Consider the following 19511-nt stretch of genomic DNA (forward strand, 5'->3'; position numbering starts at 1 on the left):
ATCTCGTTCTTGCGATGATCGGTCGGTGACAGCATCGCCGACCTCATCGCCGCAGCCGCCCGAGTCCCATGGCCATTCCCACAGCCATGGGCCCGCCGCGCCCGTCTCGCTGCACCTCCGCAGGGTCATCGCCGCGGTGCTGATTCCTTTCGCCGCCGCGGTCGTCGTGGGGCTGGTCGTGCTCTGGCCGGGCGGCGCCCCCGGCCATGAGCGCACGGGCGTCGGCTTCGACCGGCAGACCGAGCAGGGCAAGGTCACGCAGGTCGAGAAGGTCAACTGCAAGGACGTGAACGTCGCGGTCCCGCCGACCGGTGACACATCCACGCCGGAGGGACGTGAGGCGGTCAATTCCCAGAAGGGCAGCTGCAAGAAGGCGACGATCGAGGTCACCACCGGCAAGGACAAGGGCCGCACCTTCACCGAGATCATCCAGCCGGACTCGTCACGGCAGTTGAGCGAGGGCCAGGGCGTGGTGGTGGCGTACGCTCCCGACGCGCCCCGCGATCTGCAGTACTCCGTGACCGATGTGGACCGGAAGTTCCCGATGGCGCTGCTGGCCGGGATCTTCGCAGTCACCGTGGTGCTGGTGGGGCGGATGCGCGGCGTGATGGCTCTGATCGCGCTCGCCGCCTCCTTCGCCGTCCTGACGCTGTTCATCCTGCCCGCGATCCTGCAGGGCTCCAATCCGCTGATCGTCGCGGTGGTCGGGGGCAGCGCGATCATGCTGATCGCGCTCTATTTGTGCCACGGCCTCACCGCACGCACCTCGGTCGCGGTCCTCGGCACACTGGTCTCGCTGCTGCTGACCGGACTGCTCGGCTCGCTCTTCATCGGCTGGGCGAGCCTGACCGGCAACACCGACGACAACACCGGCCTGATCCACGGCCTGTATCCGAACATCGACATGAGCGGTCTGCTGCTCGCCGGCATCATCATCGGCTCGCTCGGCGTGCTCGACGACGTGACGGTGACCCAGACCTCGGCGGTGTGGGAACTGCACCAGGCGGACCCGGACATGGGCCCGCGAGGGCTCTACCGGGCCGGTATGCGGATCGGCCAGGACCACATCGCCTCCGTCGTCAACACGCTCGTACTGGCTTACGCGGGCGCGGCGTTGCCGCTGCTGCTGCTCTTCTCGATCGCGCAGAGCAGCGTGGGGACGGTGGCCAACAGTGAGCTGGTGGCGGAGGAGATCGTACGGATGCTGGTGGGGTCGATCGGCCTGGTCGCCTCGGTGCCGGTGACCACCGCGCTCGCGGGGCTGGTGGTCTCCGCCGACCGGCCGGGGGCGTCCGAGAAGGCCGGCAGATCGCCGGTGCGGGGCGGCAGGGGCCGTCGCCGCAAGAGGTAGCCCGCCAAGGGCGCTACGTGGGGCACGGGACGAAGCACGCGGGCTGCGGACTCAGCCGGCGTTCTCCTCGGCGAAGATGCGGCCGAGCGCATCCTCGAGACTGACCTCGAAGTCACCGAACGTGCGCTCCTGTCCCAGGGGCACCAGCTTGTCGGTGCGGTCGAGGAAAGCCACGAGCGGCGCCACGCCCACCCGGAACCGCGCCCGGTCGCAACCGACCTGGAGCTGGATGACGATGTCCGAAAGCCCCTCGGCCCCGGTCGGCGCGATGCGCACATCGCCGTCCCCGCTCGGCCCGTTGATCCCGTCCAGCAGCAACTCCCGCCCGAAGGCCCAGGTCACCGGGGCATCTCCAGGCAGATGGAAGGTCATCCGCACCGCGAATGGATCCCCCGTCTCGTATCGGAGCTCCACCGGGATCCGGAATGAGAGCTCCTCGGAGACAAGGAAGTTCATCAGGACCTCGGCCTGGACCGACTCGCGCATCTTATAACCCCACATTGGATCAGGCACTGAACACATAACTCGGCTCAAAACGGCCAGGAATGAGCCCCCATGGCCCTCTTGACGCAATCGTCCAGTAAGCACTAGGTGATCACAAGGAGTGATTTTTCAGATACTGATAGAGAACACAAGGGAGTTGAGCAGCCCCTCCACGGCTTTGTGCAGCTGATCGACGGCGGGAAGCAGTCGTTCTTGCTGGTTAAGAGGGGGAAATGTCCTGAAGCTCGCTGCGGGGACTGTTGCGAGAGCCGCCGAAGGCGAGCCGCGCGACCGCGTCGCCGAGGACGAACACGCCCTTCTCGCGGCGCAGATAGTCCTCGTGCGTCAGGGTGCGCAGCAGGTGGTACGCGGTGGGAAGCGGGAGCCCCGCCTGGCGGGCCAGCTGTTTTGCGGGGGCTCCGTCGGGATGCGACCCCGCGGCCTCCAGCAGTCTCAGCGCCCGCTGCACCGAACAGATCAGGGTCGGGGAAGGAACATTCGTAGCCGTAGCCGTGGCCATAGGGCACCCCCAAGGCGTGGTGACGGGCAACTCGCCCCGCGGGGGCCGCCCCCGAGGGCCGCCGCACGGATTTCCCCAGGGGCAGTTTTCCCAGGGGCGGCAGCGGATTGTCACTGTATGGGCCTCCCCTGTGCGGGACCGGGGGTTTGTCGGAGCGTTCCCCCGGCTGGGCTAACGCCCGTCCGGGCGCGGACTACCAGTCGCTGCTCGAGCTCGATGACGACATGAACTTCCGTACGACAAAGATGAGTCCGCCGACGAGGGCGACGAACACCAGAACCTTGAAGAGGAGCAGAATCACAAAGCCGACAACGCTTGCGATCAGCCCGCCGAATACGACAAGGGCGATGACGGGCACGGCGACCCACTTCACCCACCACGGCATCCCCGTGAATACTTCCCGCACAGCCATTGTCCTTACCTCGTTTCGCTGGGTTCCTGCCCTCGATGCTAGGCGTCAGGGGGCGGTGGGCGGGGCCCGCGAGCCCTTGATCTCCCCTGACTGAACCCCTAGGGAACGGCGGGGTTCCCGGTCAGCTCTCAGGCGGAGAGAAGACCACCATGACCCGCAGATCCTCGGTGATGTGATGGAACTTGTGGGGCGCTCCGGCCGGGACATAGACCACGCTGCCGCGCCCGACCTGGGTGGTCTCCGTTCCCACCGTGATGGAGGCGCGGCCGCTGACGACGAAGTAGACCTCGTCCTGGCGGTGGGGCAACTGAGGGTCCAGCTCGCCGGCGTCCAGTGCGTAGAGCCCGACCGACATGTTCCGCTCGCGAAGGAACTGCAGATATGCCCCGTCGTTGGCGGCACGCTCCGCCTCCAGATCGTCCAGCCGGAATGCCTTCATCCTGTACGCCCCTGCCTTGTCCCGATCACGTCTGTCACGATCAGACACATGATGAATTTCGTAGTCAAGACGGTCGCCAATGCGGCGGCCCTTCTGGTGGCCATCTGGCTGCTGCAGGACATCACCCTGACCGGCGACAGCACCGGCAAAAAGGCGCTGACCCTGGTCCTGGTGGCACTGCTCTTCGGCGTGGTCAACTTCATCGTCAAGCCCGTGGTGAAGCTGCTGACACTGCCGCTGTTCATACTCACCCTCGGTCTGATCACGCTGGTCATCAACGCACTGATGCTGCTGCTGACCTCCTGGCTGGCCGACAAGCTCGATCTGAACTTCCATGTCGAAGGCTTCGGCACTGCCGTGCTCGGCGGCCTGATCATCTCCGTCGTTTCGTGGGCGCTGAACGTCGCCCTCCCGGACAAGGACTGAACACCTCGTGAGGTCTGCGTATCGCGTCTGCTTCGTGTGTACCGGCAACATCTGCCGCTCACCCATGGCCGAGTCCGTCTTCCGCGTGCGAGTGGCGGAGGCCGGACTCGGCGAGGTGGTCGAGGTGGACAGCGCCGGCACCCGGGCACGGCACGAGGGCGACGGCGCCGACCGGCGCACCGTCGCCGTCCTGGAGGCGCATGGCTATGAATCGGAGCACAGCGCACGGCACTTCCGGGCCGCCTGGTTCCCGCTCCTCGATCTGGTGATAGCCCTGGACGAGGGGCATGCGCGGGAGCTTCGGCAGCTCGCGCCGACGGCAACCGACGCCGCGAAGGTGCGGCTGCTGCGGTCGTACGACCGCCCCTCGCCCGACCCGGCGGCCGGGGAGCTGGATGTTCCGGATCCGTATTACGGCAGTATGAGCGGTTTCGAGGAGTGCCTGGCGATGGTGGAGGCGGCGAGCGAGGGTCTGCTCGACGCCGTACGTACAGCAGTGGAGGAGCAGGCGGCATGAGCGGCGTGAGCGGTGCCGGCGTCAGCGCCGGCGACGGTACGAGGGCGGTGCGGGCGGGGCTGCCCGAGCCGCAGCAGTACGAACCGGCCCTGCCGGGACCGGTCTTCGCGGCCCACTTCCATCTGTCCGGCGAGCCCACCGGGCCGTACACCTACGGCCGTGACACCAACCCGACGTGGACCCATCTGGAGCGGGCGATCGGCGAGCTGGAGGCACCCGGTGAGCCCGTCGAGACCACGGTCTTCGCCTCGGGAATGGCGGCGGTCTCGGCCGTGCTCTTCTCCCAGCTGAAGGCCGGGGACGCGGTGGTCCTGCCGGACGATGGCTATCAGGCGCTGCCGCTCCTGCGCGAACGGCTCGAGGCGTACGGCGTCGAGGTCAGGACCGCGCCGACCGGCAACGACGCACATCTGTCCGTACTGGACGGGGCGCGGCTGCTGTGGATCGAGACGCCGTCCAATCCGGGGCTCGATGTGTGCGACGTGCGACGGCTGGCCGAGGCGGCGCACGCGGCCGGCGCGCTGGTCGCGGTCGACAACACCCTCGCGACCCCGCTCGGGCAGCGCCCGCTGGAGCTGGGCGCCGACTTCTCGGTGGCCAGCGACACCAAGGGCATGACGGGCCACGGCGACATCCTGCTCGGCCATGTGACCTGCCGCGATCCGCAGTTGGCGGCAGGTGTACGGGGCTGGCGCAAGGTCGTCGGGGCGATTCCGGGCCCGATGGAGGCATGGCTCGCACATCGCTCGCTGGCCACGCTGCAGCTGCGGATCGAGCGGCAGTGCGCGAATGCGCTGGCGCTCGCGCAGGCGCTGGGCGGGCGCGGCGAGGTGACCGGGCTGCGCTACCCCGGCCTGCCGACGGATGCCTCGTACAGGATCGCCTCGCAGCAGATGTGGCGTTTCGGCTGCGTGGTCTCGTTCGTGCTGCCCGATCGCGGGCACGCGGAACGATTCCTGGGCGCTCTGCGGCTGGTGGACGACGCGACGAGCTTCGGCGGGGTGCGCTCCACCGCGGAACGCCGCGGGCGCTGGGGCGGCGACGCCGTTCCCGAGGGCTTCATCCGCTTCTCGGCGGGCGCCGAGGACGCGGCGGACCTCGTGGCGGATGTGCTGCGGGCGCTGGACGAGGCGAAGCGTTAGGGGCGTTCGGTGGGCCGGGGGGCGTACGCCGGGGTACGCCCGGGCGTGAGCGGCACCTACCGCAAACGAGCGGTCCGAGCCTCCCCCCTCATGGCTCGGACCGCCCCGGTTCCGCGCGCGAAGAACCGCGTGAACAAGGCTAGTTGACTGTGCGTCAGTGTCCAATCACAGTAGCGACAGCGGCCTATCGACTTATTTATAGTTGTCCGGGTCCGTGGACATCGTCGGCCGGGAGGGGCTTGGCATGGATCTGGCCCTGTTGCGCACATTCGTCACGGTGCACCGGGCCGGCTCCTTCACCCGCGCCGCGGCGCTGCTCGGGCTCTCCCAGCCCGCGGTGACCGGCCAGATCCGTACGCTGGAGCGGCAGTTGGGGCGGCCGCTGTTTCTGCGCCAGGCCCGCGGAGTGACCCCCACGACCATCGGGGACGAACTCGCGCACCGGGCAGCCCCCCATCTGGATGCCCTGGTGGAGATCGCCGAGACCGGCCTTGACGAGGAATCGGGCGTACGGACCCTGCATCTCGCGGGGCCTCCCGAGTTCACCTCATTACGCGCCCTGCCCGCCCTCACTCCGCTGATTTCGCAGGGGCTCACCCTCCGGGCCTCTTTCAAAAACGCCGAGGAGACCCTGGAAGGGCTCGCCGCCGGACACCACGATCTGGCCATCACCACCGCCAGGCCGCGCGGCGGACTGCTCACGTCGACTCCGCTCTGCGACGAGGAGCATGTACTGGTGGCCTCGCCGCGCTGGGCGGCCCGGCTGAGTCCTGGAGTGCTGCGCGGCGGGCATGTGGTGCTGGAGCAGCTGCCCGTGGTGGAGGTCCATGAGTCCCTGCCACTGGTCTCGCGGTACTGGTCCGCCGTCTTCGACTCCCGTCCGGCCGCCGCGGGCGCCGTCATCGTCCCCGACCTCAGAGCGGTCCTGGAGACCGCGGCCTCGGGCGCGGGGCTCGCAGTGCTTCCGCGCTATCTGTGCGAGGAGGCCATCCGGGGCGGGCGGGTCGTACCGCTCCTCGATCCTCCGGTGCCCCCACTGCGTACGTACTTTCTCGCCGTACGGACCGGCACACTCGCCCTTCCGCACATCGCGCGGGCGCACGAGTGGCTGCTGCGCGCTGCCGTCGACTGGTGATCGCCCGGTGGGCAGGAGTTTCAGAACGGGCGTCGCGGGCCATTTTCTAGCCATGACCGAACGGCCCGTGGTCAAGCGCACCGCACGCGCCATCCTGCTCGACGGAGACGACCTCGTCCTCATCAAGCGCACCAAACCCGGCGTCGATCCGTACTGGGTGACGCCGGGCGGCGGGGTCGAGCCCGAGGACGCCACCGTCGTCGACGCACTCCACCGGGAGGTGGACGAGGAGCTCGGCGCCAAGATCACCGATGTGGTGCCCTGCTTCGTCGACACCGTCGAGCACATCGCGGACGGAGGTGTGACGGGGGTGAAGGTGCAGCACTTCTTCGTCTGCCGCCTCGAGTCCATGGACCTCTCGCGCCGGCACGGCCCAGAGATCGACGAGCCCTGCGGGGAGTACGAGATCGTACGGGTGCCGTTCAGCCGGGTCGGGATCGCCGCCGTCCATCTCGTACCGCTGTCGCTGCGGCACTATCTGGACGGCAATATCGAGGGCGTACGCGCGATGCACGCCCCCGACCTGGGCTGATCCCCGCTAGTCCCCCGCTGCCACCAGCTCTTCGAGTGAGTCGTGGCGGATCCTGTCGAACGGGATGCCGATGCCGCGCAGTGCGTCCACACTGCTGCGGATCATGCCGGGCGGGCCGGAGAGATACGCGTCGTACTCGTACCAGGGGCCGTACTCACGCACGGCGTCGGGGAACTGCGAACGGCCGTCGACCACCGGCCGGACCGACAGCCAGGGGTGCGTCTGCTGGAGCCGCAGCATGGTGTCGATGTCATAGAGGTCGTAGTCGGTGCGCGCCCCGTAGAAGACCTCCACCTGTCGCCGCGCACCGTGCTCGGCGACATCCTCGACCAGCGCCTTGATGGGCGCGATACCGGTTCCGCCGCCCAGACAGAGCAGGCCGTTGTCGGTGGTGTGGTCGACGGTCATCGAGCCCGCGGGCGGCCCGAGGCGCAGGACGTCGCCGGGGCGGGCATGGTGGACGAGGGCATTGGAGACCCAGCCTGCCGGGACCGCTTTGACGTGGAAAGAGAGCAGACCGTCGGAGCGAGGTGCCCCGGCGAAGGAGTAGTGCCGCCAGATCCGCGGCCACCAGGGCGTCTCCAGGCTCGTGTACTGGCCCGCCAGGAAGGAGTACGGCTGGTCGGGGCGGACCGTGATGATGGCGATGTCGGGGGTCCTGAGGTCGTGCGAGACCACCTCGCCGTGCCACCAGGCGGGCGCGTGCCGCTCGTTCTCGGCCGCCGCGTCGATCATGATCTGGGAGATGGTGGTGTATGTCCGCACCCAGGCGGCCTCGGTCTCCTCGCCCCAGGTACTCGTTGCGTACCGGGTCAGCGCGCCGATCAGGGCCTCGCCGACGGCGGGATAGTGCGCGGGCTGGGTGCCGTACTTGCGGTGGCCGCGGCCCAGGTGCTGGAGGTAGTCGGTGAGCACGGCCGCGTTGTCCATGTGCTCGGCGGCGGTGAGCAGGGCCTTGAGGAGCCGGTCGCGCTGGGCGTCCATGGCCGCGGGGAAGAGGCCACGCAGCTCGGGGTGACGAACGAAGAGCAGGGCGTAGAAGTACGACGTGACCTTGTCCGCGACGGGCGCGATCTCCGCCATGGTGCGGCGGATGAGGATGGCGTCGGGGGACGCGTCGTCCGCGGCGGGTTCGTGGCGGGCGGTGGCCTCGGGGTGGACCGGAGCCTCGTGGCGGGCGGGAGCCTCGGGGTGGAAGGGAGTGTCGTTGTGCGTGGGGGCGCTCGGCCCGGTGGCTTCGCGAGGCGCCGCGGCCTCGTGGGACGCGGCGGGGTTGTGCGAGGCAGCGGCTCGCTGCGGTGCAGCGGCGTGGTGAGGGGTCTCGTGGGGCCGGTCTGCCATATGCAGCCGCCCTGCGGCTTCCGGGGGCCAGGCCGCCTCACGGTGCCGAGGAGCCCCGGCGGGGTGCGCGGCCTCGCGGGGGCTCGGGCCCCGGGGCTCCGCATCTCTCTCGCGGGCTCTCGGGTCCGTGGAGGGATCGGCGGCCCCGTGCGCCGTGTGCCCGGCGTGGGCTCCCCCGGCCGGGTCGTCGGGGGCCTGCTCGGCCGGCGCATGCTCGGCCGGAATGTCATCTGCCGGGAGGTCGTCGACGAGAGCCTGGTCCATCGAGGTGTCCGGTGCGCCCTCCTCGGCGGTTCCCGGTGCCTCCCTCGCCGGCGGCGGGCCGGGCCGAGACCCCTCGGAGCCCACCGGCCGTATGGAGGCGACGGGACGCCTCTGCGCGGCTATTCGTTCCTGCCCGGCGTCACCCGTGGAAGCCCCCTCACCGGGGGCGGGCCTGCCCTGGACCGGCGTCTTTCGAGGGGTGAACCATCCGCCCCCGCCGTTCTCCCCTGAAGTGCCGTTGTCGGCCGACGTGGTGGTCGGAGCGTCCATTGTCTGCCTCGCCTCGAACATCTTTCGGTCGGTCCACGCACTTCCGCTGAAATCGGAACGTGCCTCAATTCCCCGCTCTGCCTCAGGACTACTGCCAGCCACACTAACCTCGGCCGCGCACCGAACCGGGGCGTCCGAGTCCGGAATGTGACATTGCCCGCAGCGCCCGTCGTCGCAGCATGCCAGGCACTGCCATCACGGGGGACAAAGAGCGGAAAGTCCGGGCATCCGAACCCGCTTTCCCGTTAGGCTTCATTGCCCCCGTGTCCATGTTCCGGGTCTTCCGTGCCACCCCGGGCTCGTGAACTACCTGCGGAATCGCACCTGTTCATAGGCCTCGCGCAGATCGCCCCCCGTATAGGTGTGTGTGGCCAGTCCGGACAGATGGTGATCGGCATTCATCGCTACCGTTGTGGGCACTACCGCGAAGATCTCCGCGTCGGACATGGAATCACCGTATGCAACGCATCTGTCCAGAGTCACCCCGAACTCTGCACAGAGCCGGTCCGCGATCTTCACCTTCGCTGCCGCGTTGAGAATGCCCGACGGGTCGACTGGCTGGGTGAACGGCAGGTCGGGAAAGCGCGAGCCGTGCGCCGCATGAGCTCCCCAGCTCAGCAGCCGCTCCACGAAGAAGGAGGGTGAGAGCGATATGACGGCGCAGTAGTCCCCGCCCTCGCGGATCTCCTGCCACACCTCCTGGATGCCGGCGAGCCAGGGTGCCGCCTCGAAGGCCGCCACAACATGCGCCTCGGTGAGATCGCTCCACAGAGCGTGCACCCGCTCGGCATACTCCGGCGGCCCGATCCGGCGTGCGATCAACTCCCGCTCCAGCTCACCGATCTCTTCCAGCAGCCCGAGCTGCCGGGATATCTCCACCGCCGCAGCTGACCCGCGAATCAACGTGCCATCGAGATCGAAGATGTGGAGCCTGCGCGTTCTCTCCTTGTCCGCCATGTACGCCGAGGTTAGTACCCGGGACTACTCCCGCTGTCAGACGCGATACGACTCGCTTCCCGGCACGGTGTTTCACGTGAAACCACTCAAGCGCCCCGCTCGCCGGGCTCTCCTCGTCGTCCATGTCGCCGCGTCCGCCGCCTGGCTCGGGCTTACCCTCGGCCTGCTCGCGCTGGCCCTCACCGCAGTCACCACGGAATCCGCGCCCAAGATCGAGGCTGCCTGCCGCTCGATGAAGGTGTTCACCGACTGGCTGGTGATCCCCGTCGCGCTACTGACCCTGCTGAGTGGCCTCGTTCTCTCGCTCGGTACGAAGTGGGGCCTCGCCAGGCACCACTGGGTCTTTACGAAGTTCTGGCTGACCCTTGTCACCATCAGCGCGTCGATCCTCGCGCTCCGCCCGGGCGTCAATGCCGCGGTCGAAACCGTCGCCTCGGGGTCCCCACCGGCCGACCCTCTCGACCTGGTGATGGGACCGGCCGTCTCCTTCAGCGCGTATCTCTTCATGACCGTCATCTCCGTGCTCAAGCCATGGGGTCTGACACGGCGCGGTAGGCGAATGCGTCTGTTGACCACTTCTCGGAAAGCACTGGACGAACGATCACTGCGTCCGACAGCCTGACCACTATGTCGACTCCGCTCCCCGAGCTGCCCATTCGCCGTCTGACCACGGACGACCTCATTGCCTGCGCCGACCTCTCCGAGGACCGCGGGTGGCCGCGCGAGGAGCACAAATGGGGCCTGCTGCTCGCAGCGGGGACGGGGTACGGGATCGACGACCCGGCAGGCAAGGGACTGGTGACCGCTTGCGTACTGACGTCGTACGGCGACGGGCTCGCCGCGATCGGGATGGTGCTTGTCGCCGAGCGGTACGCCCGCCAGGGCATCGGACGCCGTCTGATGACGTATGTGCTGGCAGCGGCCGGAGACACCCCGCTCACCTTGCACGCCACCCCATACGGGCAGCCGCTCTATGAGCAGCTGGGCTTTGTGAACGTCGGCCGCGCCGAGATGGTCCGGGGCCACTTCCAAGCCGAGAACCATGACCCCGAGGCGGCGGTGACCACTCGACCGGCGACCGCCGATGACCTCGCGGCCATACTGCGCCTGGACACCGATGTCTTCGGCCTCGACCGCACCCACATGATCACGCGTCTGCCGGCCTTCGCCGACCAACTGCGGGTGGCGGAACAGGACGGCGCACTGACGGGATACGCGGCGGCCTGGCCGAACATGGAGACTCATGTCATCGGCCCGCTGATCGCCCGGGACCTGGAGACGGCGAAGGCCCTGATCACCTCCTTGGCGGCAGGCACGGACCGGCCGCTCCGTACGGACATCGATGTGCGCCACGAGGAACTGATCGCCTGGCTGAAGGAACGCGGTCTGGAGACGGTCGCCTTCAATGCGGTGATGACCTGCGGCATCCCGGACCTCCCCGGCGACTGGACCCGCCGCTTCGCTCCGCTGTCGGTCGCTGCGGGCTGACCCCCAGAGGAGCCGGGCGAGCCGTGGAGCCCGGAATATTTGCAAGCGCGGGATATTGCACCTGCCGTCTATCCTGGGCAGGAGCCGCTCAGGCACGGAGGAGGAAGACACATGACCGCGGCCGACGCCGCGCCCACCGCGCTCTCCCAGAGCTGGTGCGCCCTCTCCCTGCTCCACGGAAAGATCGAGGCGCACATCGAGCGTGCCCTTGAGAGCAAGCACGGCCTGAGCATGCGCGAGTACTCACTCCTCGACGTCCTCAGCCGCCAGCACAGCGGCCCGGGCGGATATCTGCAGATGAAGCAGGTGGCCGACGCCGTCGTCCTCAGCCAGAGCGCCACCACCCGCCTCGTCACCCGCCTCGAGGACCGCGGTCTGCTGACCCACAATCTCTGCGACACCGACCGCCGCGGCATCTACACAGATGTCACCGGGTCCGGCCTGGCTCTGCTCGCCGAAGCCCGCCCCACCAACGACTCGGCGCTGCGCGAGGCTCTCGACGAAGCCGCCAAGAACCCCGACCTGGCTCCCCTGGTCAGGACGGTCGAGGAACTGCGGGTCCCCGCGTAATCTGCGGATCATGAACGATCTGGAGATACGGCCCGCTGTACTCGACGACATTCCGGCGATCGTGGCGATGCTCGCCGACGACCCGCTGGGCGCCCAGCGCGAGTCGCCGGACGACCTCACCCCGTACACCGCGGCCTTCGAGCGCCTGGCCCGGGATCCGAACCAGATTCAGGCGGTCGCCGTACGCGAGGACCGGGTGGTGGGAACTCTTCAGCTCACGATCATCCCCGGACTGTCCCGGCGCGGCTCCACCCGCTCGATCATCGAAGGCGTACGGATCCACGCCGACGAGCGCGGCAGCGGACTGGGCACCCGGCTCATCGAATGGGCTGTAGACGAATCCCGCCGCCAGGACTGCCAGTTGGTTCAGCTGACTTCGGACGCATCCCGCGCCGACGCCCGTCGCTTCTACGAGCGCCTCGGCTTCGAGCCCTCCCACGTGGGTTTTAAACTGCAGCTCTGACCAAGGGAGTTCACCGTGCTCCGGATCAGTGACGCGCAGCGCCGCATCCGGCTCGGTCGCCGCCATCTGCTCGCCCCGTCCGTACGGGCGGACTCACCGGTGGCCGCCGCCGACGCGGTCGTCGCGCTGCATGCCACCGACGCCGCCACGGTCTTTCTCTCCGCCTGCGCCCGTCTCACCAAGCCGAGCGTCGCGGCGGTGGAACAGGCCCTGTACGAGGACGTGACGCTGGTACGGCTCCTCTCCATGCGGCACACGCTCTTTGTCGTCTCAGCCGAACTCGCGCCGTATGTCGACGCCTCCACCGCGCGCGCCATGGCAGTCAAGGAGCGCAGAACACTCGTCGACCACCTGGCGGAGGAGGCGAACGGGCTGGACGAGAAGTGGCTCGCGGAGGCCGAGGAGGCGGTGCTGGCCGCCCTCGTCACCCGTGGCTCCGCGACCGGCACGCAGCTCTCCGCCGACGTCCCGGCCCTGAAGACGAAGATCACTGTCTTCCCCGGCAAGAAGTACGAAACGGTGCAGGGCGTCGCCACCCGTGTCATCCGACTGCTCGCCGCCGACGGCCGCATCCGGCGGGACCGGCCACGCGGCTCCTGGACCTCCAGCCAGTTCCGCTGGACGGCCGGCGGCCCCTGGCCGGCCCTGCCGGCTGCCGAGGCGCGGGCCGCGCTTGCTCGCCGCTGGCTGCTCTCGTACGGGCCCGCCACCGAGGCCGACCTCAAGTGGTGGACGGGCTGGACTCTCGGCGACGTACGTAAGGCGCTGGCTGCCGTGGCTGCGGAGGAGGTCCAGCTCGATGAAGGCGCAGGCTATGTGGCGCCCGGCGACACCGCGCCCGAACCGGCTGTGGAGCCCTGGGCAGCGTTGCTTCCCGCGCTCGATCCCAGCGCCATGGCCTGGGCAGGCCGCGGCCTCCATCTCGCCGCAGACCATCGCGCGATCCTCTTCGACCGCACGGGCAATATCGGCCCCACCGTGTGGTGGAACGGAGAGATCATCGGCGGCTGGGCACAGCGCCCGGACGGGGAGATCGTGTGGCGGCTGCTGACCGACCCCGGCCGTGAGGCCACCGCCGCCATCGCAGCGGAGGCCTCACGGCTGTCGGGCTGGGTGGGCGAGGCCCGGATCACGCCCCGCTTCCGTACACCACTGGAGCGGGAGTTGACGGCCTGATGGCTGCGTAGATCCGGCCTTGTGGCCGTCCGGGTCCGGCCTGGCGGCTGCCCGGGATCAGCCTCGGGCTGTTTCACGTGAAACATCACGTCCGTTTCACACCTGAAGCCCGCGCCAGCCCTCCTTGTCAACGCCGCCGGGAACGGCCGTCCCCGGCTCGTACGGCTCACGGGTGAAGACGAAGGACCCCAGGTCGAGGTGGCTCACCGAGCCGTTCTCCCGACGCACCACGCGCAGGGTCTCCCCCGCGTAGTAGCCCTCAAGACCGGTCCAGGTCCCATCCGCCTCCGCGGAGAAGCGTGACCCTCGGCCGCCACCGCGCATCGACTGTAGCTCCACGCCGCGGTCGGCGAGCAGCCGCAGCCCGAAGGAGTAGGTCCCCCAGTACCACGGCCCGGTCAGCTCCAACAGCTCGTGGTCGACCTCCGGCAACGGCCGCCAGGGCTCAGGGATACGTGGCTCGGCCTCGGCCACGATCCGTACGAGATCGGCGGCAACTGTCCCCGTCAGGGGCCCCGAGGTGACATTCGAGAGCGCAACGGCGGCAACCCCGTCGTCCACGCTCACCCAGAGCGCGGCGACAAAGCCGGGCAGCGAACCCGTGTGCCCGACGAGCGTGCGGCCGTCCTTCCGTACGATCTGCAACCCCAGGCCGTAACCGCTGTCCCACTCCCCGGCCTCGGGCGGCACGGAGGGCGTACGCATCTCCCTCACGGACACCGCACTCAGCACACGGTCGTCGCCCTCGGCGAGAAATGCGGCGAAACGGCAGAGGTCGGCGGCCGTCGACCAGAGCTGACCTGCCGGGGCCATCAGCCCGAGGTCCTCGGAGGGCTCGGGCAGCATCACATCGGCCCAGGGATGCACCGCCCAGCCGCCGGCATGCGGGGCTCGGGGCTGCGTAGTCGTGCGGTGCATGGCGAGCGGCTCGAGAATCTCGCGCCGGAGAACGTTCTCCCATGACGCTCCACGCAGGGCCTCGATCAGTGAACCAAGCAGCGCATAGCCCGGGTTGGAGTAGTGATGGCGGCGGCCGACGGGATGCATCCGGGACTGGTCTCCGAGAACATCGGCAAGTCCGGGACGGAGCGAGCCCGGCGTCCGCTCCCACCAAGGCGCCGGAGTCTCCGCACTCAGCCCTGCACTGTGACCAAGCAGCTGAGCGATGGTCACATCCCCCACGCCGGTGCCAGGAAGGTGCTTCTCCAGAGGATCGTTCAGATCGAGCAGACCCTCGTCGCGGAGCCTCAGCACCAGGACGGCCGTGAAGGTCTTGGTGATCGAGCCGATGCGGTACTGGGTGTCGGCATCCGGTTCATGGCCGTCGACCGAGCTGCGTGAACCCACCCAGACCAGCTGCCCCTCACGCTCCACAGCAGCGACGAACGAGGGCGCGCGCCCCTCGGCCTGGGCGACGGCGACGCGATACAGAAGGGCCCGCTGCGTGGCGGGCAGGAGGTCTTCAAAGGGTGAGGTCATGGGGCAGGTCTATCGGGCAGCCAAGGCGACGTCGAGCTGATTTCGTGGCAGTACGCGGTACGCGGAAAGTGATCCGTCCGCCGACGAGAGCAGCGTGCCTGCAGCTCACGGTTTCGGTGTGAAGCCTGCTGACTGGTCGAGCAGGAAGGGAGAGCCTGCCTCGGCGGGTTTCCAGCCCTGCGTCCGCGCCTCTCGGATGCTCGCGGCAACATGAGCCGGCCGGAGAGGCTCTGCCTCAACGCCCAACCAATTGCCGGGATGCGGCTGACCGGTGGTGACAACCAACGTCGTGGCTGGGCAGAGCGTGTCGGCGAGTTCGACTGCGTACGTCAGGGGCGTCCAGCACAGTTGCTGCGTATAGGTGGGCTTTCTGCGGATTCGCCAGCGGTATGCGATCCCGTCGACGGTGATCCGTCGGGAACCCTTCTTGTTCAACGCCATGGGATCAGGTCTGCGCCATGTCCACAAAGCGTGAGTAGTGTCCCTGGAAGGCGACCGTGATCGTCGCGGTGGGACCGTTACGGTGCTTGGCCACGATCAGGTCCGCCTCACCTGCGCGCGGTGACTCCTTCTCGTACGCATCCTCGCGGTGCAGCAGGATGACCATGTCCGCGTCCTGCTCGATGGAGCCCGATTCACGCAGGTCGGAGACCATCGGCTTCTTGTCCGTACGCTGCTCGGGACCTCGGTTCAGCTGCGACAGCGCGACGACCGGGAGCTCCAGCTCCTTGGCCAGCAGCTTGAGGTTTCGGGACATGTCCGAGACCTCCTGCTGACGGCTCTCCGCGCGCTTCGAGCCGCCGGACTGCATCAGCTGCAGATAGTCGATGACGACCAGCTTCAGATCATTGCGCTGCTTCAGCCGTCGGCACTTCGCCCGGATCTCCATCATCGACAGGTTCGGGGAGTCGTCGATATAGAGCGGGGCCTGCGACACATCCGGCATCCGGCGGGCCAGCCGTGTCCAGTCCTCGTCCGTCATGGTCCCGGAGCGCATATGGTGCAGCGCCACTCGCGCCTCGGCGGACAGCAGACGCATCGCGATCTCGTTGCGGCCCATTTCGAGGGAGAAGATCACGCTCGGCAGATTGTTCTTGATCGAGCAGGCCCGGGCGAAGTCCAGCGCCAGCGTGGACTTACCCATGGCGGGACGGGCCGCGATGACGATCATCTGGCCAGGGTGCAGGCCGTTGGTCAGCGAGTCGAAGTCCGTGAACCCGGTCGGCACGCCGGTCATCTCGCCGCTGCGCGAACCGATCGCCTCGATCTCGTCGAGCGCGCCCTCCATGATGTCGCCGAGCGGCAGATAGTCCTCGCTGGTGCGTTGCTCGGTGACGGCGTAGATCTCGGCCTGGGCGGAGTTGACGATCTCGTCGACATCGCCGTCGGCCGCGTATCCCATCTGTGTGATCTTGGTGCCGGCCTCCACCAGGCGGCGCAGGACAGCACGCTCATGAACGATCTCGGCGTAGTACGAGGCGTTGGCCGCGGTCGGGACCGACTGGACCAGGGTGTGGAGGTACGGAGCACCGCCGACTCGGGTGATCTCGCCGCGCTTGACCAACTCGGCCGCGACGGTGATGGGGTCGGCGGGCTCACCCTTGGCGTAGAGGTCGAGGATCGCCGTATAGACGGTCTCGTGGGCGGGCCGGTAGAAGTCATGGCCCTTGATGATCTCGACGACGTCGGCGATGGCGTCCTTGGAGAGAAGCATGCCGCCGAGGACGGACTGTTCGGCGTCCAGGTCCTGCGGAGGAACACGCTCGAAGCCGGGGGAGCCGCCGTCCCAGCCGCCGCTGTCCCTGCCGCGCTCGTGCTGGTCCTCTCGGCCGCCACGGCTGTCGTTGCGGCGCTGACGGGAGACGGGCAGGCGGTCACCGGGGCCGCTGTCGGCTGCCCACGGGTCGTCCAAGGGCTCGGAAATGCTCACCGGCGCCACCTCCTCCCGTCCGCCCCGCGGACCTCACCGTGCCACTCTTTCTACGGCACAGCACTGACAAAACGAACGGCCGGACTCCGCTTCGGGCGCGTCGGGCGACGGTCCACGGTAGGCCCGTCGGCACCGTCAGCCAATCTGGTTATCCACAGGCCATGTGGACGACGGACCAGATGCTGTGGAGAACTCCGCAGAACCTGTGCACGGACCGGGGGACAGCACTGTGGACAAACTCATAGCCACCCCGCTACACCCACTCTGAACTGGACCTTTTCCGTCCACCGGCTGTGGGGGAGAAAAACTTTCCCAGCTGGATCAAGATCACAACAAATGGCGCACAGCAGAACCCGCACCCAGAGGTCAGGTAAGGACTGCAAAGCAATTGCATCTCTTACCTGTGGAAGATTAGATTGCTGCCATGACACAGGCTCCAACGGCTCCGAAGGCCCTCCGGCGACGCCACGATCGAGAGATCGTGGCGCTCGCCGTCCCCGCCTTCGGAGCCCTCGTCGCCGAGCCGCTCTTCGTGATGGTCGACAGCGCCATCGTCGGCCATCTCGGCACCCCTCAACTTGCCGGACTGGGGGTCGCGGCGGCCCTCCTGATGACTGCCGTGAGCGTCTTCGTCTTCCTCGCCTACGCCACCACGGCCGCCGTCGCCCGCCGTGTCGGAGCAGGCGATCTCGCCGCAGCCATCCGCCAGGGGATGGACGGCATCTGGCTCGCGCTGTTCCTCGGCGCCGCCGTCGTCGCAGTGACCCTCCCCACGGCGCCCTGGCTCGTCCAGGCCTTCGGAGCCTCCGACACTGCCGCCCCGTACGCCACGACCTATCTCCGGATCTCCAGCCTCGGCATCCCGGCGATGCTGATCGTGCTTGCCGCGACCGGTGTACTGCGTGGCCTCCAGGACACCCGGACTCCTCTGTATGTCGCCGTCGGCGGCTTTACCGCCAACGCGGCCCTCAACGCTGGACTCGTCTACGGAGCGGGCCTGGGCATCGCAGGATCCGCCTGGGGCACGGTCATCGCCCAGGTCTGCATGGCCGCCGCCTATCTTGTCGTCGTCGTACGGGGAGCACGACGACACGGCGCGTCGCTCCGCCCCGACGCCGTCGGCATACGGGCCAGCGCCCAGGCCGGCGTCCCCCTTCTGGTCCGTACGCTCTCGCTGCGCGCCGTGCTGATGATCGCCACCGCCGTGGCGGCTCGCCTCGGCGACACCCAAATAGCCGCGCACCAGATCGTCCTCTCACTCTGGAGCCTTATGGCCTTCGCCCTGGACGCGATCGCCATCGCAGGGCAGGCGATCATCGGCCGCTATCTGGGTGCCGACGACGCCGAGGGCGCCCGCCAGGCCTGCCGCCGCCTGGTGCAGTGGGGCATCGCCACCGGTGTGGTGCTCGGAATCCTGATCGTGGTCTCCCGGCCGCTCTTCATCCCTCTGTTCACCAGCGACTCGGCAGTGCATGACACCCTGCTCCCGGCACTGCTGGTGGTCGCCGTCTCCCAGCCCATCGCGGGCGTGGTCTTCGTACTCGACGGGGTGCTGATGGGAGCGGGCGACGGCCGCTATCTGGCCTGGGCCATGCTGGCGACGCTGGCAGCCTTCGCACCGGTCGCCCTGCTCGTCCCCGTGATCGGCGGCGGGCTGACGGCGCTGTGGTGGGCCATGACCCTGATGATGACGGTCCGCATGCTGACGCTGTGGCTGCGAATGCGCTCCGGCCGCTGGATCGTCACCGGCGCCACGCGCTGAGCCGATGTTTCACGTGAAACGGACGAACTGAACTGGACGAACTGAACAGCAAGAGGGCCGCACCCTCGGGGGTGCGGCCCTCTCATCTTCTGCAGTGCGCAGCGTTACGCGGCGACGACGTCGACGCCCAGCTTCGCGGCAACCTCGGGGTGCAGACGCACGGACACCTGGTGCGAGCCCAGGGTCTTGATCGGCGAACCGAGCTCAACGCGACGCTTGTCGACCTCCGGACCACCGGCAGCCTTGATCGCCGAGGCGATGTCGGCCGGGGTGACGGAGCCGAAGAGGCGGCCGGCGTCGCCGGAGCGAACAGCCAGACGCACCTTGACGCCCTCGAGCCGCGCCTTGATCTCGTTGGCCTGCTCGATGGTCGCGATCTCGTGGATCTTGCGGGCGCGGCGGATCTGCGCCACGTCCTTCTCGCCACCCTTGGTCCAGCGGATCGCGAAACCACGCGGAACCAGGTAGTTGCGAGCGTAGCCGTCCTTGACGTCGACGACGTCGCCGGCGGCACCGAGGCCAGACACCTCGTGGGTGAGGATGATCTTCATGATTCGGTCACCCTTCCCTTATCGCGCGGTGGACGTGTAGGGCAGCAGCGCCATCTCACGGCTGTTCTTCACGGCCGTGGCGACGTCACGCTGGTGCTGCGTGCAGTTGCCGGTAACGCGGCGGGCACGGATCTTGCCGCGGTCGGAAATGAACTTCCGCAGCATGTTCGTGTCCTTGTAGTCCACGTATACGGTCTTGTCCTTGCAGAATGCGCAGACCTTCTTCTTCGGCTTGCGCACAGGCGGCTTCGCCATGGTGTATCTCCTGTGTGATCAAGAAGTGGGGTACGAGCTCCCCGGGAG

22 protein-coding genes and 1 pseudogene are annotated in these 19511 nt (G+C 68.3%); 12 read left to right on the forward strand and 11 right to left on the reverse strand.

The genetic code is table 11. The annotated features are described in order from the left end of the window. Window positions 1-25 precede the first annotated feature (25 nt). Window positions 26-1351: a YibE/F family protein gene (locus ACQEVG_RS19155; protein WP_432985565.1), complete on the forward strand. Its 1326-nt coding sequence runs from the start codon at window positions 26-28 to the stop codon at window positions 1349-1351. A 51-nt stretch (window positions 1352-1402) separates the two neighbouring features. Here the strand turns inward: ACQEVG_RS19155 and ACQEVG_RS19160 are convergent, their stop codons facing one another. The 4 genes and pseudogenes from ACQEVG_RS19160 to ACQEVG_RS19175 form a co-directional block, all read right to left on the reverse strand. Then, window positions 1403-1837 (reverse strand): SsgA family sporulation/cell division regulator, encoded by a 435-nt coding sequence (locus ACQEVG_RS19160; RefSeq protein WP_432985567.1) that lies wholly within the window; start codon window positions 1835-1837, stop codon window positions 1403-1405. A gap of 238 nt (window positions 1838-2075) precedes the next feature. Then, window positions 2076-2354, reverse strand: a pseudogene (locus tag ACQEVG_RS19165) (helix-turn-helix domain-containing protein); the annotation flags it as partial. Between the two features lie 193 nt (window positions 2355-2547). Further along, a complete protein-coding gene (locus ACQEVG_RS19170) occupies window positions 2548-2760 on the reverse strand; it encodes a DUF5326 family protein (RefSeq protein ID WP_432985569.1) in 213 nt (70 codons plus the stop codon). A 127-nt stretch (window positions 2761-2887) separates the two neighbouring features. Further along, window positions 2888-3205: a cupin domain-containing protein gene (locus ACQEVG_RS19175; RefSeq protein ID WP_432985571.1), complete on the reverse strand. Its 318-nt coding sequence runs from the start codon at window positions 3203-3205 to the stop codon at window positions 2888-2890. 48 nt (window positions 3206-3253) lie between these two features. Here ACQEVG_RS19175 and ACQEVG_RS19180 point away from each other — a divergent pair, with 48 nt between their 5' ends. The 5 genes from ACQEVG_RS19180 (at window position 3254) to ACQEVG_RS19200 (ending at window position 6957) form a co-directional block, all read left to right on the forward strand. Continuing rightward, entirely contained in the window at window positions 3254-3631 is a 378-nt protein-coding gene (locus ACQEVG_RS19180; RefSeq protein ID WP_432985573.1) for a phage holin family protein, read from the forward strand. Between the two features lie 64 nt (window positions 3632-3695). Then, entirely contained in the window at window positions 3696-4148 is a 453-nt protein-coding gene (locus tag ACQEVG_RS19185) for a low molecular weight protein-tyrosine-phosphatase (protein ID WP_432985576.1), read from the forward strand. Beyond that, window positions 4145-5290 (forward strand): cystathionine gamma-lyase, encoded by a 1146-nt coding sequence (locus ACQEVG_RS19190; protein WP_432985578.1) that lies wholly within the window; start codon window positions 4145-4147, stop codon window positions 5288-5290. The genes ACQEVG_RS19185 and ACQEVG_RS19190 overlap by 4 nt, the downstream gene beginning before the upstream one ends. A 244-nt stretch (window positions 5291-5534) precedes the next feature. Further along, window positions 5535-6425 carry a LysR family transcriptional regulator gene (locus ACQEVG_RS19195; RefSeq protein ID WP_432992737.1) on the forward strand — a complete coding sequence of 297 codons (891 nt, stop codon included), beginning with the start codon at window positions 5535-5537 and terminating at the stop codon, window positions 6423-6425. A 52-nt stretch (window positions 6426-6477) separates the two neighbouring features. After that, window positions 6478-6957 (forward strand): NUDIX domain-containing protein, encoded by a 480-nt coding sequence (locus ACQEVG_RS19200; protein WP_432985580.1) that lies wholly within the window; start codon window positions 6478-6480, stop codon window positions 6955-6957. A gap of 6 nt (window positions 6958-6963) precedes the next feature. On the opposite strand, the gene ACQEVG_RS19205 is transcribed toward ACQEVG_RS19200, so the two are convergent. After that, complete coding sequence (locus ACQEVG_RS19205) at window positions 6964-8832, reverse strand: globin domain-containing protein (protein ID WP_432985582.1); 1869 nt, start codon at window positions 8830-8832, stop codon at window positions 6964-6966. A 306-nt stretch (window positions 8833-9138) separates the two neighbouring features. Then, window positions 9139-9789 (reverse strand): HAD family hydrolase, encoded by a 651-nt coding sequence (locus ACQEVG_RS19210; protein WP_432985584.1) that lies wholly within the window; start codon window positions 9787-9789, stop codon window positions 9139-9141. Between the two features lie 76 nt (window positions 9790-9865). Between ACQEVG_RS19210 and ACQEVG_RS19215 the strand changes: the two genes are divergently transcribed. The 5 genes from ACQEVG_RS19215 (at window position 9866) to ACQEVG_RS19235 (ending at window position 13486) form a co-directional block, all read left to right on the forward strand. After that, complete coding sequence (locus ACQEVG_RS19215; protein ID WP_432985586.1) at window positions 9866-10411, forward strand: DUF2269 domain-containing protein; 546 nt, start codon at window positions 9866-9868, stop codon at window positions 10409-10411. 5 nt (window positions 10412-10416) lie between these two features. Then, on the forward strand, window positions 10417-11277 hold the full coding sequence (locus ACQEVG_RS19220; RefSeq protein ID WP_432985588.1) for a GNAT family N-acetyltransferase: 861 nt from the start codon (window positions 10417-10419) through the stop codon (window positions 11275-11277). A gap of 111 nt (window positions 11278-11388) precedes the next feature. After that, on the forward strand, window positions 11389-11847 hold the full coding sequence (locus tag ACQEVG_RS19225; RefSeq protein WP_432985590.1) for a MarR family winged helix-turn-helix transcriptional regulator: 459 nt from the start codon (window positions 11389-11391) through the stop codon (window positions 11845-11847). A 10-nt stretch (window positions 11848-11857) separates the two neighbouring features. Beyond that, window positions 11858-12310 carry an N-acetyltransferase family protein gene (locus ACQEVG_RS19230; RefSeq protein ID WP_432985592.1) on the forward strand — a complete coding sequence of 151 codons (453 nt, stop codon included), beginning with the start codon at window positions 11858-11860 and terminating at the stop codon, window positions 12308-12310. Between the two features lie 15 nt (window positions 12311-12325). Continuing rightward, entirely contained in the window at window positions 12326-13486 is a 1161-nt protein-coding gene (locus ACQEVG_RS19235; protein ID WP_432985594.1) for a DNA glycosylase AlkZ-like family protein, read from the forward strand. 96 nt (window positions 13487-13582) lie between these two features. Here ACQEVG_RS19235 and ACQEVG_RS19240 read toward each other — a convergent pair whose 3' ends face one another. The 3 genes from ACQEVG_RS19240 to dnaB form a co-directional block, all read right to left on the reverse strand. After that, window positions 13583-14965 (reverse strand): serine hydrolase domain-containing protein, encoded by a 1383-nt coding sequence (locus tag ACQEVG_RS19240; protein ID WP_432985596.1) that lies wholly within the window; start codon window positions 14963-14965, stop codon window positions 13583-13585. 105 nt (window positions 14966-15070) lie between these two features. Continuing rightward, entirely contained in the window at window positions 15071-15406 is a 336-nt protein-coding gene (locus ACQEVG_RS19245) for a hypothetical protein (protein ID WP_432985598.1), read from the reverse strand. Between the two features lie 4 nt (window positions 15407-15410). Then, window positions 15411-16877 carry a replicative DNA helicase gene (gene dnaB, locus ACQEVG_RS19250; protein ID WP_432992740.1) on the reverse strand — a complete coding sequence of 489 codons (1467 nt, stop codon included), beginning with the start codon at window positions 16875-16877 and terminating at the stop codon, window positions 15411-15413. Between the two features lie 442 nt (window positions 16878-17319). Between dnaB and ACQEVG_RS19255 the strand changes: the two genes are divergently transcribed. Next, window positions 17320-18657, forward strand: a complete 1338-nt coding sequence (locus ACQEVG_RS19255) for an MATE family efflux transporter (RefSeq protein ID WP_432985600.1) — start codon at window positions 17320-17322, stop codon at window positions 18655-18657. Between the two features lie 104 nt (window positions 18658-18761). Here ACQEVG_RS19255 and rplI read toward each other — a convergent pair whose 3' ends face one another. Together rplI and rpsR are read right to left on the reverse strand one after the other, a co-directional pair. Continuing rightward, the gene (gene rplI, locus ACQEVG_RS19260; protein WP_432985602.1) at window positions 18762-19208 is read right to left on the reverse strand and encodes a 50S ribosomal protein L9; all 447 of its coding nucleotides are present in this window, start codon (window positions 19206-19208) and stop codon (window positions 18762-18764) included. A gap of 18 nt (window positions 19209-19226) precedes the next feature. Further along, on the reverse strand, window positions 19227-19463 hold the full coding sequence (gene rpsR / locus ACQEVG_RS19265) for a 30S ribosomal protein S18 (protein ID WP_003956534.1): 237 nt from the start codon (window positions 19461-19463) through the stop codon (window positions 19227-19229). Window positions 19464-19511 lie beyond the last annotated feature (48 nt).

It is taken from the genome of Streptomyces sp. CA-135486 (assembly GCF_050936555.1).
Taxonomy (GTDB): Bacteria; Actinomycetota; Actinomycetes; order Streptomycetales; family Streptomycetaceae; genus Streptomyces.

Bases quoted from the DNA above. Each gene is read 5' to 3' on its own strand.
- ACQEVG_RS19230 (WP_432985592.1), top strand. From the start codon at position 11,858: ATGAACGATCTGGAGATACGGCCCGCTGTACTCGACGACATTCCGGCG.
- ACQEVG_RS19160 (WP_432985567.1), bottom strand. From the start codon at position 1,837: ATGCGCGAGTCGGTCCAGGCCGAGGTCCTGATGAACTTCCTTGTCTCC.
- ACQEVG_RS19190 (WP_432985578.1), top strand. From the start codon at position 4,145: ATGAGCGGCGTGAGCGGTGCCGGCGTCAGCGCCGGCGACGGTACGAGG.
- ACQEVG_RS19200 (WP_432985580.1), top strand. From the start codon at position 6,478: ATGACCGAACGGCCCGTGGTCAAGCGCACCGCACGCGCCATCCTGCTC.
- ACQEVG_RS19255 (WP_432985600.1), top strand. From the start codon at position 17,320: ATGACACAGGCTCCAACGGCTCCGAAGGCCCTCCGGCGACGCCACGAT.
- ACQEVG_RS19175 (WP_432985571.1), bottom strand. From the start codon at position 3,205: ATGAAGGCATTCCGGCTGGACGATCTGGAGGCGGAGCGTGCCGCCAAC.
- ACQEVG_RS19225 (WP_432985590.1), top strand. From the start codon at position 11,389: ATGACCGCGGCCGACGCCGCGCCCACCGCGCTCTCCCAGAGCTGGTGC.
- ACQEVG_RS19240 (WP_432985596.1), bottom strand. From the start codon at position 14,965: ATGACCTCACCCTTTGAAGACCTCCTGCCCGCCACGCAGCGGGCCCTT.
- ACQEVG_RS19185 (WP_432985576.1), top strand. From the start codon at position 3,696: ATGGCCGAGTCCGTCTTCCGCGTGCGAGTGGCGGAGGCCGGACTCGGC.
- rplI (WP_432985602.1), bottom strand. From the start codon at position 19,208: ATGAAGATCATCCTCACCCACGAGGTGTCTGGCCTCGGTGCCGCCGGC.
- ACQEVG_RS19180 (WP_432985573.1), top strand. From the start codon at position 3,254: ATGATGAATTTCGTAGTCAAGACGGTCGCCAATGCGGCGGCCCTTCTG.
- ACQEVG_RS19220 (WP_432985588.1), top strand. From the start codon at position 10,417: ATGTCGACTCCGCTCCCCGAGCTGCCCATTCGCCGTCTGACCACGGAC.
- ACQEVG_RS19245 (WP_432985598.1), bottom strand. From the start codon at position 15,406: ATGGCGTTGAACAAGAAGGGTTCCCGACGGATCACCGTCGACGGGATC.
- rpsR (WP_003956534.1), bottom strand. From the start codon at position 19,463: ATGGCGAAGCCGCCTGTGCGCAAGCCGAAGAAGAAGGTCTGCGCATTC.
- ACQEVG_RS19210 (WP_432985584.1), bottom strand. From the start codon at position 9,789: ATGGCGGACAAGGAGAGAACGCGCAGGCTCCACATCTTCGATCTCGAT.
- ACQEVG_RS19205 (WP_432985582.1), bottom strand. From the start codon at position 8,832: ATGGACGCTCCGACCACCACGTCGGCCGACAACGGCACTTCAGGGGAG.
- ACQEVG_RS19195 (WP_432992737.1), top strand. From the start codon at position 5,535: ATGGATCTGGCCCTGTTGCGCACATTCGTCACGGTGCACCGGGCCGGC.